This is a genomic window from Paenibacillus eucommiae (assembly GCF_017874215.1).
Taxonomy (GTDB): domain Bacteria; phylum Bacillota; class Bacilli; order Paenibacillales; family NBRC-103111; genus Paenibacillus_AI; species Paenibacillus_AI eucommiae.
Genome location: NZ_JAGGLB010000042.1, coordinates 19,710 through 34,286 on the forward strand (window position 1 = coordinate 19,710; position 14,577 = coordinate 34,286).

The following is a 14,577-nucleotide window of genomic DNA, read 5'->3' on the forward strand; positions in this document are numbered from 1 at the left end:
AGCCTGCTGGCAGCAATCTGACAACAAGCTATTAGTGCAAGTAAAGGTCGGTGGAATTGATGAATAAACGGGCGAACTCCGTTCACTATTATTTGATGCTTTTTCCGGGTTTGGCGTGTTTGATTCTTTTCAGCCTTGTGCCTATGTTCGGAATTGTGATGGCGTTTCAGAATTTCAAGCCGGGCTTGGGCATTTGGCGTTCACCGTGGGTTGGGCTCGACCATTTCCAATTTTTGTTCCAGCTGCCGGACAGCCGCGTTATTTTGCGCAACACGATTTACATTGCTGTCATGAAGATTATAGGGAATCTTGTCGTACCGCTGACGTTTGCCTTGCTGCTGCATGAGGTTCGCAACCAATTGTTCAAACGCTGGGCGCAAACGATCGTCTACTTACCGCATTTCCTATCCTGGGTTATTCTCGCCGGAGTTATTGTTGAAATCTTTTCATTCGAAGGTGTGGTTAATCAGATATTCGGCTTGTTCGGCGTAGAACCGATCCTTTTCATGGCAAGCAACAGCTGGTTCCCGTTTATTGTCGTTGGGAGTGATATCTGGAAGGAATTTGGCTTCGGAACGATTATCTACTTGGCGGCGCTGACGGGGATTAATCCTGCCTTATACGAAGCAGCCGTTATGGATGGGGCCTCCCGGCTCCAGCAGCTGCGCCATATTTCTCTTCCTGGCATCCAAACGACCGTCATATTGCTCGCTACGCTCAGTCTGGGCAATGTATTGAATGCAGGCTTCGAACAAATTTTCAATTTGTACAATCCACTTGTTTACGAGTCGGGAGACATTATTGATACCTATGTGTATCGGGCCGGCTTGGTGAACGTTCAGTTCAGCTTTGCCACGGCGGTTGGTTTATTAAAATCGGTCATCAGCTTCGTGCTCATTATTATCTCGTATGCCATGGCTTCGAGATTCGCCAATTACCGAATATTCTAAACAGACAAGTTGGTGTGAAAGTATGGTCATTAATAAAACATGGCAGTCACGTGCGGCGGATTGGATGATTATCCTGATCATCTCTATGCTCTCCCTGTTGTGTATTGCGCCGCTCTGGCTTACTGTGGCCGTATCCTTCAGCGACAAAGCGGCAGTCGCAGCAGGTATGGTCACGTGGCGGCCTGTTGGCTTCAATCTGCTTGCTTACCAAAAGCTGCTGGAAGACAGTCATTTTTTTCGGGCGTTCGGCATCTCCCTTCAGCGGATTGCATTAGGATGCACGATCAATTTTGTGCTGACTGCTTTGATGGCTTATCCGTTGTCCAGAAGTGTCAAACAGTTCAAGCACCGCAATGTGATTATGTGGTTTATCGTATTTACGATGATGTTTAGTGGCGGGTTCATTCCCTGGTTTATGACGATTAAGTCCTATCATTTGCTGGATACGATCTGGGCTTTAGTGCTGCCAGGGGCAGTGCCGGTATTTAGTGTTATTTTATTGATGAATTTTTTCCGCAGCATACCGAAGGAGTTGGAGGAAGCTGGCGAGATGGATGGGGCGGGACCTTGGTATATGCTGTTAAGAATTTATTTGCCGCTTTCCGTTCCTGCTTTGGCCACGATTACGCTGTTCAGTATTGTAGGACATTGGAATTCATTCTTTGACGGACTTATTCTAATGAATAAACCGGCCAATTACCCTCTGCAAACCTATATTCAGCAGCTGGTTGTGCAGATCAACATGGATGAAGTATCGCCGGAAAACCTGCGGCTGCTTGCCAAGCTGTCCAATAAAACGTTAAATGCCGCGAAAATTATTATTTCGATGATTCCTATTTTGCTCGTGTATCCATTTCTTCAGCGTTATTTTATCCATGGTATTATGCTGGGCTCTGTGAAGGAGTGAGTAAGCTTAAAGGTACGGAAAATATGAATATATTTGGAGCGCTTGAATTTTGAGATAGAAGAGATGAATGAGATAGAAGAAATGAATGAAATGAAAGATGATGGAGGGAAGGTGTGAATTTATTTATGCGCAAAATAGTATCGCTATTGTTGATCATTTGTCTTGGGCTTTCTTCATTCATGACGGCTGCGCCTAGTGCAGCCGCAGAAATCGGAGACAAGGGCACGGTTCGGGAAGCTGTGGGGGCCAACCCTTCTGCAGATCCCTCAGATATAAAGGGGCATTGGGCGGAAGCTGTACTGCTGGAATGGCTGCAAGAACAGTTAATCTTCGGCTATTCGGATGGGACATTCAAGCCTGATGGTGCAATTACAAGAGGCGAGTTTATGGCCCTTGTCAACCGTGCTTTCAACTACAATGAGGAGGCACTTATCAACTTTTCCGACATATCTCCTACTCATTGGGGATATAAAGAAGCTGCCAAGGCAGTTAAAGCAGGTTATATTGTAGGTCAATCTAACGGGAAACTCGGTTTCAACGATCCGATCCGTAGACAAGAGGCTGCACTAATCGTAAATCGAATACTGGATTTAAAAGTATCATCTGATTCACTAGGCTCATTTATTGACAAGGAACGTATTGCTGAATGGAGCGTTAATGCAGTAAAAGCCGTAGTTGCCAACAAAATCATGGAAGGATTTGTTGATCACAGCTTTCGACCGGATGCTATGATGACACGTGCAGAAGCTGTTGTAACATTGAATCGTGCTAGAGATAGCCAAGGAACTGTGGTATATACTGAGGCTGGTGTTTATGGTCCGGCAACGGGTGTTAGCAGGGTTACCGACGTAACGATTTCAGCTCCCGGCATTACGCTAAGAAATACGGAAATAAGCGGGAATCTGGTTCTCGATGAGGGGATCGGTGAAGGCGATGTGACACTAGAGAACGTGACGATTAAAGGAACAACGACAGTGAAGGGGGGAGGCATCAACAGCATTCATATAGTCAATAGTGTTCTGGGTACTGTTATTGTGGCTAAGAAGAACGGCACTGTTCGGATTGTAGCGGTAGGAACTACCACTGTTGGATCCGTTGAAGTGAATTCATCCGTTATTATTGAAGAATCAGATTTAACAGGAAGCGGGTTTGAAGATATTCAGCTAACCCATGCACTCCCTGCCAATTCAATAGTAAAGCTAATTGGTAATTATAATATCGTTGATATAGATTCCCGGAATGCAGCGCTTGAAGTTTTAAAGGGGATCGTCAGCAAGCTGATCGTTAACGACAAATCAGAGAATATGAAGTTAACTGTCCAAGGCGATGCTGGTGTTCTGGTATTGATTCTGAATGCCGTGGCTGAGATACATGGGGAAGGCACAATTGAAGTAGCGACGATCAGTGTCAAGGCAAGGGCTTCAACCTTTCAAAAGTCTCCCGGCAAGCTGGATGGGCCTGGCGCACCTCAAACGCCGGCACAAATACCGGCTCAGGTGCCAACGCCGACGCAGACACCTACACAGACGCCAACTCCAACGTCTACGCCAACTCCATCTCCAACTCCAACGCCAACAGAGGAAGATGAGTTAGTCATCGTAGACAATGAGGGCATACATGCCGTGGTGCTGGTTTCACCAAATGCAGATGAACAAATCAGTAATGCAGCGGCTTCCCTTATTGATTATTTATATAAAGCCACCGGGAAAACAGTAGAGGTCCTGACTACGGATGACCCTGCTATACCTGATGAGCTTGTCCGTATTTACGTCGGTACTACCGATACCGCTAATCAGGCTATAGTGGACGGATTCCTGCAGGGATTAGATGGTGATGGCTTTATTATTCAGCCTCATGGAAACAACATTACCATTATAGGGCCAACCGATTATGGAACCGAATTTGGTGTATATGATTTTCTTGAGCGTTACGTTGGTGTGCGGTGGTTGTTGCCGGGACCCGATGGCGAGGATGTGCCTGAACAGGATACAATCAAGGTTTCTTCTGCATTAATTCGTGATGAACCTGCTGCAATATCTCGTCATTTTTTTGGTAATGAGGCGGATTCCAGTTTGCCTCCGATTCAAAGTGTGTGGGCGAGATATAATCGAATGCATGACAAAATTAAGTTCCATCATAATATGTCTACACTTTTCGATCCCAAAAAATTTTCCAATCATCCAGAGTATTACCCAGGGGGAGTCGTACCAACGCATGCGTATGATTGGCAGCCCTGCTTCTCAAATCCGGATACAATTACGGCAGCCATTGATACCATTAAAGAATACTTCAAGAACAATCCCGATGAGATATCTTATTCACTTGGAGTCAATGATGGATCGAACTACTGCGAAATGGTGCCTGGACACCCTAATCCTCCAACAGAAAATAATTCTCAAGGTGTACCAAATATGTCTTATGTCTATTATCCTTGGGTGAATGCTGTCGTTGAAGGTGTGCTTGAGGAGTATAAAGATAAATATTTTGGTTTGTTAGCGTATTCCTTAGTCAAGGAGCCTATGGCGGATACTGTACTTCATCCTCGTGTTATTCCATACATTACAGATGATCGGATGTCTTGGTCAGATCCTGTAGTACGTGAAAAGGGTGAGAAAATTACAGAGAAATGGTCGAGTTTGGGAGTTAATCTTGGTTTTTACGAATATTTATACGGTTCCCCTTACACCTTGCCCCGTGTGTTCTCTCAGAGGATGGCGGATAACTATAAGTATGCAGATGATAATGGTATCATTGCGCATGTTGCCGAGTTATTTCCTAACTTTGGTGAGGGGCCTAAGCCATGGATTTCAGCCAAGCTGCAATGGAATCCTCAATTGAACGTTGATGATTTGCTTGAGGAGTGGTACACGAGCGCAGTGGGAGAAACGGCAGCGCCGTATTTGAAAGCATATTATGACCATTGGGAAGAGTTCTGGTCTGAGCGCGTGTTCAAGACCAGTTGGTATGAAGCTTGGCTAACTAGCAATCCTCAAAACAATTTTATGAATTTTTTTGATGCAGGTTACCTTCAAGCGGTGACAGCAGAGGAGATTGCCGAAAGCCGCAGGCTGCTGGAAAAAACGGTTGAGCTGGCCACAACGCCTAAGCAAAAGGCGCGTGCTAATTTATTGCTCAAGGCATTTGCTTACTACGAAGCATCAGCCAACAGTTATCCGAAATCAAAAGAGGTAGAAGAGCTGAAGTCTACAGAGGAGGCTCTAGCATTAATTGATGGAGTTATTCAATCTGTGAAAGAGTCTGATTATCGTATGAAGTTATATGCGGAGTACTTGTCTGACCCCGTACTCAAGCATCAATGGTATCCACCTACATGGTCGGGTGTTAATGATAATGCGTTAAGAGCGTTAGCTGACTGGGCGCTAAAGGAGGAAGAAGACGGAGCAGTAAGGGCGAGAATAAAGGAGCTTGCAACTAAGCATGAATTAGCAGTTGTTCGTGACAGTGCAAGGTTATTGCTAGCAGTCGTAAGAGAAGAAACAAATCTGATTATAAATCCTTCATTTGAAATAGGCTTAAGTGATCCAGTTGAAGCGGAGAACTGGGAATACTGGGCAGGACCAGTTAATCATGCCACTTTAATAGAGCGGAGTAATAAGAAATCGCGTACAGGCGAATATAGCGTTAGAACCAGTGGACTTTCTCCAGGTGGACCTATTAGTAAATTAGGGGGACAGGGAAAAGTAGAGGCAGGAAAGTATGGCGCGCTCATGCATTACTTTGTACCCGAAGATTCTAAAACGAATGGTATGATTCAATTTTATGTTAATGGCTTCAGAGGCGGGGCAATAGCGACTACAATTATGGGTCCGCTAAAACCGGTAGATGGCCAGAATGGCAAGTGGGTAAGTGCTTGGTATACATTCCAGGTAGAAGAAATGGATTCTTGGGATATGGGGCTAATTCATTTTAATTTTAAGGAAGGCGAAGAGCTGTATATTGACGATGTTTCCCTGTTTAAGCTCGATGAACTGCCACTAGAAGAACCAGAACCAGAGATCGGATTGCAGACGACAGAGGAGGCATTGGCGCTGCTTACAACCGTCGTTAGTGAAATGCAGCTAAACAATCCAAACGTAGACCACAATGCTATGCGTTTATTAGCCGATTGGTTGCATACTGAGGGAGAAGAAGGCGCGGTTATGGCACAGGTTGAGGAGTTAACGGCCAATCATGAATCAGCATTCGTCCGTGACTATATGCGCTTGTTGCTGGCAGACGGCCGGGAAGAGACAAACCTGGTAGTAAACCCTTCTTTTGAAGTTGTCGATAGTGCGAATGGACAGATGCCAGATCATTGGAGTTACTGGGCAGGGCCTGTGTATCATGCAATAACGGCTAATCGCACAAAAAGCAGAGCTCGTACAGGGGAATACAGCTTTGTAACGAGTGGATTAGATCCTGGCGGACCTTTCAGTTATATAGAAGGAGAATCCTTAAAGGCATCAGGCAAATATGGGGCGTTGTTTCATTATTTTGTACCTGAAGCATCGGCTGCAGAAGGTGAGCTTCAATTTAATTTCAATGCTTACACCAGCAGTCTTTTACAAGATGTAGTAGAGAGTGTTCGACTGCCTGTTGCAGATAAGAAGGGGAAATGGGCTAGTTTCTGGTACGTGTTTGAAATTGGTTCATGGGTAAATGATCCGGTCAAACTCCAGATGGTGCTGCGTCAATGGGGATTTAAAGAGGGTGAACAGCTGTTTATTGATGATGTCTCTCTTTATAAGCTGGATTAGTCAAAAGTAATAATAAATATGTTGGATCAGTTAGGTTTGTCGTAAATTAGATATGCTCTTAGCAAGCTATGTGTCCATTGGGACAGTAGCTTGCTCTGTTATATTCATTGAATCCAGTTGCTACTTGTGAATTGTATTGATCCTATACTTGTCAAACAGGAGGGTATCTCATGAAGTCCACAAAGAAATGGATCTTGGTTGGTGTTTTTACACTGGCGTGGCTCACAGCAGTTCCGTTTGTGCAGGCTGACCCTGCGCCGAATCCTGCTTTTCCCATCGGTATTTTTTATAATCCGGGGCCGGAGGATACAACAGATGCACGATATGCCGAGATTGCTAATATGAATGCAAATTTTATTGTTGGCACCAATTATGTGGACACCTATGCGGAAAATGACCTGGCTTTAACTTATGCCCAGGCTCATGGTTTGAAAATGCTGGTAGATGACGGACGGTTGAAATGGAATAGCTACCAGGAGCTGACGCAAACCGTCCAAAACCAGAACCTTCAGGTCAGCTCTACCAGTCCGCTGGGCCAAACGTTTAAAACCCCGATTTCAACGACTATGCTCGGTATCAGCACGGTTCAGCTGCATCTGGGTGTTCCTGATCTGCCGGCTGGAGTAACGGTTACGCTGACTGTATACAACGATCCTGGCAAGACCTACGCTTTCTTTTCAAAATCGTTAACAGGCCCTATTTCGGGAGATACACTTACTTTTGACTTTTATCAAGCCGTTGGTGTTGGCGGGGGCAGCTATTATATGGAACTTACAAGCAGCAGCCCGACTGCACTGCCGATAGCTGCTTCCACAACCAATGCCTATGCCGATGGGCAGGCTTATGTGAATGGCATCGCCCAAGCTGCCGATCTGACGTTTAACGCTGACATCTCCAAGCTGGCTTATGATGATGGGCAGCAGCCGGCAGTGGCGGCGCTTGACGAAATTGCGCAGCATTATGCAAATAACGACGCTGTATTGGGATACAACGTGTTTGATGAGCCTTTTGCCAATATGTTCGCAAGAGTCAAAGAAACGGTCGATCAACTAAAGGTTCATCACCCCGGGAACAAATCGATGGTCAACTTATTGCCGATCGAGTCTTTCAATCCTTTCAAGGACTTGAATTTGTCGGAGCCGGTTAATATATCTGGCGAATTTGTAACCGCTTCCAAACCACTAGGCCAGACGTTCAAAACGGGCAGCAATCAAACAAAGATTGCCAACATCATTCTGCACCATGATTATTCGACATGGAGGAGTGAGGAAGTGCTGACGTTGAAGCTCTGGGATTCCCCGCAAAAGAACACGCTCATTGCCGAGCGCTCCCGTTCAGGTGCGGAAGACTTATGGGTTTCTTTTGAAATGGACGCTGATGTGGCTGCGGATACGTCTTACTATTGGGAGCTGACCCACAATGGCGGCGGGGACAACTCTGTCGGATGGGTGGTGCGTTCTAATGGCGATCTGAACTGGGAACCTAACGGAAAAGCGTATGTGAACGGTGTTCCCATTGAATCTGACTTTACGTTTGTACTTACCAGTGAAAGACTGCGGACAGCTGAGGAGCTATATGAGGATTATGTGAGCGAATGGGTCAGCCTGCAGCCTGATGTTCTGGTTTACGATAATTATCCATTCAAAACAATACATGAGCTGTTAAGCGGCTATTATGCAAATTTGGAGGTTATTCGCCGGCAGTCACTGCTTGGTGACATTGATTTCTGGTCTTACATTTTATCCGTAGGAGCTGCAAACGATCATCTGCGGGCTCCGACAGAGAATGAAATCAGGTATCACATCTATACCAATCTGGCTTATGGGGCCAAAGGAATCATTTATTTCACTTATTGGACGCCAGCAGCCAATTGGGGCTTTCATGATGGGCTTATTTTACAGGACGGAACAAGAAACAGCTCATATACATGGGCTAAAAACATCAATTCAGAGCTGCTGCAGCTCGGTCCAACACTAACTTCCCTGACCTCCCAAGCCGTGTATCACACAGGTACGCTGCCGGAATCTACAACTGCGCTGCCTGCAAACTTCTTCCTGCAGCCGGATGATTTGGCGAAGCCTTGGATAATCAGTGACTTCACAGATAGCAGCGGACAGAGATTTGTGATGATCGTTAACCGGGATTTGACCGATGCTTCGACGGGAACTTTCACCATGAACCCGGAGCTGGGAGAAATCAAAGAAGTTTCGAAGCAAAACGGGGAACAGGTGGAAGCCGGCTATGATCCTCTAACAGGTGAGCTGACTGCCAGCTTTGCCCCTGGTGAAGGCAGACTGTATGCTCTGAATGCACCGATTCCGGCGGCAAATGTAACTTCCTTAACTACAGATGCTAGCTCCGTCTCTGCTGGTTCAACATTTAAAGTGAAATACGGCTTGAACAGCGTGACTCAAGATATGTATGCACAGGATATTAAGCTGCAATATGATCCTGCAGTCGTCGAGCTTGTTTCGGCAAAATCCATCAAACAGGGGATTAGCCTTCTTGAGACTGTGAAAGATCAGGCCGGAAGCCCTCAATTGATTTTGGCTAGTGAAGGTCAGGGAAACGAAATCACAGGTCAAGCGGAAATCGTTGAGCTAACTTTCAACGCGAAATTGGTTTCACAGGCTGCAACCAGTGAAATTAAGCTTACAAGCGCAACTGTGGCAGACAGTAACGGCGAAGAATATGCAGCCGCGTTGTCTTCGGTGAACGTTCAAGTGACACCTGGTATGTCCGGTGACTTCAACCAGGATAATAAAGTTACAGTTGGCGATTTGTCGATCCTGGCTGCCCATTACGGCAAAGACGTGAACAGTCCGGATTGGGAACAGGTGAAGCGGGTAGATCTAAATAGAGATGGTAAAATCGACATCCAGGATCTGGTCGCGTTTGCCAAGAAAATCTTGGGTAACGGTAACGGGATGTAGGGGTGTGTGGAGAGGAGATTCGGAGAAAGCAGAGGGATATGTCTCGCACATTATAAGGTTGTTATCCGTATTAGGGCAGCTTTAGAGCTTATGGAATTCTGGGACAGAAGGCTAGAGAAATATCTCTGGTCTTCTTTTTTATGATGTTACTGGAAAGTGTATGTTTAGAAAGGAACCTGGAGTTGGAGTGAATATTAATCATGGATATAGTACAGTTTTATTGAGGTGAAGTAGGGATACAGGGATACCTGGAGCTAATAAAATAAATTCGTGCAGCGCAGCTTTACAGTGGTGAAGTGGTCGGTATTACCGTTCATTCTCCAAAGGAGTCAGAAAGGGAGCACATTTTTTCCATATCGCCACTATCCCCTTCTCTCAGGAGAGCAACCTCTGCTTATCTGTCCGTTTGAATGTGGCAGGAAGAACGAAAGTAATCAGCAGTAATCGGCCCGCCTCCTCCGCCTCCTCCGAAGAATCGAGCGTGTGCTTCACTTAACGATGTTTTTCATCGTTAAAGTAAGTGTTCCAGGTCAAACCGTCACGTTAATGATGATTTTCATCGTTAAATCAGCAGATCCTTCTCAGCTACGCGCAATCTTCATCCCCAGCGCCTTTGTCCGCTAGGAAATCTCCTCCAATCAAGAGGAAAACCATTGCTGGCTGTCTGTTTGAGCTTGCTGTTCGTGCGATCGTAGCTAAAGAGAGGGAATGGCTGTGGGCGGAAGAGCGTTAGCGCCCGCCTTTAAAGATTTGTTCCTACTCCTCATCTGGATCATTCAAGGGAACAAATCTTTAACAGCGGCTGGAGCCCACAGCCATTCCCTCCCTCCATGCACCAACGTCACGAATACGCTCCTCAAAGGACGCCGCAAGGCGTTTTTCTGAAAGAAATCATTGCTTATAAGTAGACTAGATGCTATAATCGTTAAAATTTATATTTCGAGAATAGGAAGGTGTGGGGAAAAGTGGCTCATTATTACAAGGAACCATCGCGTACGTTTAGTGAATTTCTACTGCTGCCCAACTTGACAACTAAGGATTGTATACCTGCGAATGTGGATCTCAAAACACCGATCGTGAAATTTCAAAAGGACGAGAAACCAGCGATCGAGCTCAATGTTCCTTTTGCTTCTGCGGTGATGCAGGCTGTATCTGATCAGCATATGGCGATTGCTTTGGCGCAATGTGGCGGGATTTCGTTTATCTACGGTTCGCAGACGGTTGCAGATCAAGTGGAGATGGTGCGCAAGGTAAAGGAGTACAAGGCCGGGTTTGTTGTTAGCCGTTCCAATTTGACCCCTAATCATACCCTGCGGGACGTACTTGCCCTGAATGAAAGAAATGGCCACTCCACGGTAGCGGTCACAGATGACGGAACACCAAAGGGAAAGCTGCTCGGTATCGTCACAAGTAGGGATTACAGAACAAGCAGAGATTCACTGGATAAGCCCGTGAGTGAATTTATGACGCCTTATTCTTCACTTATATATGGAACACTAGGAACTACTTTGTCGGAAGCCAATGATCTGATTTGGGAGCATAAGCTGAATTGCGTTCCAATTGTGGATGGGGATCAGAACCTGGTATATCTGGTTTTTAGAAAGGATTACGACAGGCATAAAGAAAACCCTCTGGAGCTGCTCGACAACAACAAAAGCTACATTGTAGGAGCTGGAATCAATACGAAGGATTATAAGGAGAGAGTGCCGGCTTTGGTTGAAGCGGGGGTAGATATTCTGGTCATTGACTCCTCCGACGGATTCAGCGAATGGCAGCGGGAAACGGTACAGTATGTAAAGGCTAATTTCAATGTGAAAATAGGTGCGGGCAACGTAGCGGATAAAGAAGGCTTTATGTATCTCGTGGAATCAGGCGCTGATTTCGTGAAAGTAGGCATTGGTGGAGGTTCGATCTGCATAACGCGCGAGCAAAAAGGGATCGGCCGTGGACAAGCCTCTGCGCTTATTGAAATTGCTGAAGCAAGAGATGCATATTTTGAAGAGACTGGTACGTATGTGCCTATCTGTTCCGATGGCGGTATCGTGCATGATTACCATATTACAATGGCGCTGGCGATGGGAGCTAATTTTGTCATGATGGGCAGATACTTTGCCCGCTTTGATGAGAGTCCAACGAAGAAGCTGAAGATCGGAAACAATTATGTGAAAGAATATTGGGCCGAAGGCTCTAACCGGGCTCGCAATTGGGAGCGGTACGACTTGGGCGGGAAGCAAGGACTCCTGTTTGAGGAAGGCGTGGATTCTTATGTCCCGTATGCCGGGGGATTAAGAGAAAACCTAGATAAGACAACGAGTAAAATTAAATCAACCATGTGCAATTGTGGCGCCAAAACGATAAGAGGACTGCAAAGCGAGGCGAGAATTACTCTGGTTTCCTCTACCAGCCTTGTTGAAGGCGGAGCCCATGATGTTATCCTGAAAGATGGCAGCATGTCGGCTGAGTAGAAATAAATACCAGGCTTCGTAGACCGTTGGGGGAATTTCTTAACCCTTTGGATCTAGGGGGCTTTTTCTTTTGTTTTATTTGATAAAAGGATCATAGAAGTCAATAGGAGGAAGAGCGGCAGTGGAACAGAAGTCAAAAATAACAGCATCTCAGGTTAAGAAAACATTAAAAGGCTATGACTCAGACGTTTTAATTTCAATCATCATGGATTGTTATAAGATGAACGACGGGGTAAAGAAGTATTTAAATGTCATGATTGACCCTGAAGGAACCATTAATGAATTGTACGAGGGAGCTAAGGATCAAGTTTTACAAGAATTTTTCCCGAAGAGAGGAGAGCCGAAGCTTCGATTAGCCAAAGCGAAGAAAGCCATCGCAGAATTCAGCAAGCTGAGCCATGACGAGGTAAGGACCATTGACCTGATGATTTATTATGTGGAGCTTGGCGTAAAGTTTATCGATTCATATGGCTGGGATGATGAACATTTTTACAATAGCATGGCTTCTGTGTATGCAAATATAATCAAAAATGTTCATGTGAATTCAAACCCCGGATTAGCAATGATGTTTAAGGAACGGATGCTAAAAATAGTGACAGCCTCAATCGATATGGACTGGGAACTCTACGACGATTTGATAAATTTATATTCGAATTCTGATTTTTATGAAGAGGAAGATTTTGAGTAAGATTGACCTGCGTGGCTATATTGCACCGTTTGATGTTCGGATCCCAAAAACGAATGAACCGGAAAAAGAGATCGACACGGTTGTACAGCCGGATCTTTCGATCATATGAGATCAGGGCAAGTTGGATGAACGGGGATGCAAGGGAGCTCCCGATCTGATCGTCGAGGTCATTTCTCCTGGTTCCCTTAAGCTGGATATTACCTTGAAGAAGCGTTTATATGAATGCTCTGGTGTAAAGGAATATTGGATTGTTTACCCGCAGGAACGGATTGTTATGGTAAGATGGACCTATCCGTAGTGTTCGAGGGCTGAGCCGCCGTTTATTTCATTGTATAAAAAAAGGATGTTCTTACCATGCTAAGCAGGTATGTATTTTAGCATTCAGGAGGAACAACGATGACCAGGCACGATTCCAGCTTACAAACTCAAAATGTGATTTCTACTGCCCAAAATGCTGTAGAGGATGTCCAAAATGCGACCGCACAGGCTCAATCCCATCCTTCCGAGGAAACCCGGGAAAACGCGCAAAATGCTGTAGTTCAAGCGGAAAGAGCGATTGCTCAAGCTCAGGATGCTGAGAACCAAGCGGCTGTTGATCAGGCGGAAGAAGCGTTGAATCAGGAGAAGTCTGTGCTTCAGGATTTGTAGTTTAACTGACAAGCTTAATCGACAAGTGATACTAACGCCCTTAGGCAGGCTTTTGTCTCCAAGGGTATTTGTCGTGTATAATTAACATATCATAGTTACACTTTTTGAAATTATCAGGGTATATAAAATGGTCTGCACAAGGAGGAAATGGGAAAATGATTAACCATATCTCAGACAAAACCGTTCTGAACAATGGCGTTGAGATGCCTTGGTTAGGACTTGGCGTTTGGAAGGCCGAAGATGGAAGCGAAGTTATAAGCTCGGTGAAGGATGCGGTTGCGGCCGGTTACAGAAGCATTGATACGGCTGCCGTTTACGCTAATGAGTCCGGGGTCGGACAAGGGATTCGAGAGTGCGGAGTGCCGCGCGAAGAGCTTTTTATTACGACTAAGCTGTGGAATGAAAAGCAAGGCTATGAAAGCACGTTAAAGGCTTTTGATGAGAGCATGGAGAAGCTTGGATTAGACTATCTTGATTTGTATCTCATTCACTGGCCTGGAAAAGATAAATATAAAGAGACATGGAGAGCGTTCACGAAGCTTTATGAGGAAGGCAGAGTGAGGGCTATCGGTGTAAGCAACTTCCAAATTCATCATCTGGAGGATCTTATGGCGGATAGCAGTATCGTTCCTGCTGTGAATCAAGTGGAGTACCACCCGAAGCTTACACAAAGACCATTGATCGATTTTTGTAAAAAGCATGGCATTCAGGTTGAAGCCTGGAGCCCGCTTATGCAGGGTAAGCTGCTTGATCATCCGGAGCTGAAGGAGCTTGCTGCCAAACACGGCAAATCGGTCACTCAGATTATTCTCCGTTGGGATTTGCAAAATGGTGTCGTGACGATCCCGAAATCGGTGAAGAAGCACCGCATAGTGGAGAATGCGAATATTTTTGACTTTTCATTAGCAGCGGAAGATATGGCGGTGATCGATGCGCTGAATGAAGATTCACGTGTTGGCTCCGATCCGGACAGTGTTATTTTTTAACACAGCATAGCGGATTCGTAAATCTCGTAAAGAATTCGTGAATATTCAAGCTTCAAGCGGCCTCAAGCCCCTAACCCATATATCGATATGGATTAGGGGTTTTTCATTGAATTACAGGAGAGCACAAGCTCAGTTTTTCCATATCGCCACTATCCCTTTCTCTCATGAGAGCAACCTCTGCTGGCAGTCCGTATGAGCGTGGGATGTTCGCAACTTGAAGTTGAGAGGAACGGGAGGTGGGAG

9 protein-coding genes are annotated in these 14,577 nt (G+C 45.5%); all 9 read left to right on the top strand.

Features of this window, described 5'->3' with window-relative positions:
* The first annotated feature begins 59 nt into the window (after window positions 1-59).
* The 9 genes from J2Z66_RS36770 (at window position 60) to J2Z66_RS36810 (ending at window position 14,334) form a co-directional block, all read left to right on the top strand.
* Window positions 60-950, top strand: coding sequence for an ABC transporter permease (locus J2Z66_RS36770; protein ID WP_209978027.1), 891 nt, complete (start codon window positions 60-62; stop codon window positions 948-950).
* 22 nt (window positions 951-972) lie between these two features.
* Window positions 973-1,857, top strand: coding sequence for a carbohydrate ABC transporter permease (locus J2Z66_RS36775; protein WP_209978029.1), 885 nt, complete (start codon window positions 973-975; stop codon window positions 1,855-1,857).
* Between the two features lie 113 nt (window positions 1,858-1,970).
* Window positions 1,971-6,614, top strand: coding sequence for a DUF4838 domain-containing protein (locus tag J2Z66_RS36780; protein WP_209978031.1), 4,644 nt, complete (start codon window positions 1,971-1,973; stop codon window positions 6,612-6,614).
* A gap of 170 nt (window positions 6,615-6,784) precedes the next feature.
* Window positions 6,785-9,547: a cohesin domain-containing protein gene (locus J2Z66_RS36785; protein ID WP_209978033.1), complete on the top strand. Its 2,763-nt coding sequence runs from the start codon at window positions 6,785-6,787 to the stop codon at window positions 9,545-9,547.
* Between the two features lie 965 nt (window positions 9,548-10,512).
* Window positions 10,513-12,012 (top strand): IMP dehydrogenase, encoded by a 1,500-nt coding sequence (locus J2Z66_RS36790; protein ID WP_209978035.1) that lies wholly within the window; start codon window positions 10,513-10,515, stop codon window positions 12,010-12,012.
* Between the two features lie 121 nt (window positions 12,013-12,133).
* A complete protein-coding gene (locus J2Z66_RS36795; RefSeq protein WP_209978037.1) occupies window positions 12,134-12,700 on the top strand; it encodes a DUF6155 family protein in 567 nt (188 codons plus the stop codon).
* Window positions 12,701-12,821: 121 nt separating this feature from the next.
* The gene (locus tag J2Z66_RS36800) at window positions 12,822-12,998 is read left to right on the top strand and encodes a Uma2 family endonuclease (RefSeq protein ID WP_209978039.1); all 177 of its coding nucleotides are present in this window, start codon (window positions 12,822-12,824) and stop codon (window positions 12,996-12,998) included.
* A gap of 98 nt (window positions 12,999-13,096) precedes the next feature.
* Complete coding sequence (locus tag J2Z66_RS36805) at window positions 13,097-13,348, top strand: hypothetical protein (protein WP_209978041.1); 252 nt, start codon at window positions 13,097-13,099, stop codon at window positions 13,346-13,348.
* A gap of 155 nt (window positions 13,349-13,503) precedes the next feature.
* A complete protein-coding gene (locus J2Z66_RS36810; protein WP_209978043.1) occupies window positions 13,504-14,334 on the top strand; it encodes an aldo/keto reductase in 831 nt (276 codons plus the stop codon).
* Window positions 14,335-14,577 lie beyond the last annotated feature (243 nt).

Excerpts from the sequence above, each read along its gene's own strand:
- J2Z66_RS36770 (WP_209978027.1), top strand. The coding sequence starts at position 60 with ATGAATAAACGGGCGAACTCCGTTCACTATTATTTGATGCTTTTTCCG.
- J2Z66_RS36775 (WP_209978029.1), top strand. The coding sequence starts at position 973 with ATGGTCATTAATAAAACATGGCAGTCACGTGCGGCGGATTGGATGATT.
- J2Z66_RS36785 (WP_209978033.1), top strand. The coding sequence starts at position 6,785 with ATGAAGTCCACAAAGAAATGGATCTTGGTTGGTGTTTTTACACTGGCG.
- J2Z66_RS36805 (WP_209978041.1), top strand. The coding sequence starts at position 13,097 with ATGACCAGGCACGATTCCAGCTTACAAACTCAAAATGTGATTTCTACT.
- J2Z66_RS36810 (WP_209978043.1), top strand. The coding sequence starts at position 13,504 with ATGATTAACCATATCTCAGACAAAACCGTTCTGAACAATGGCGTTGAG.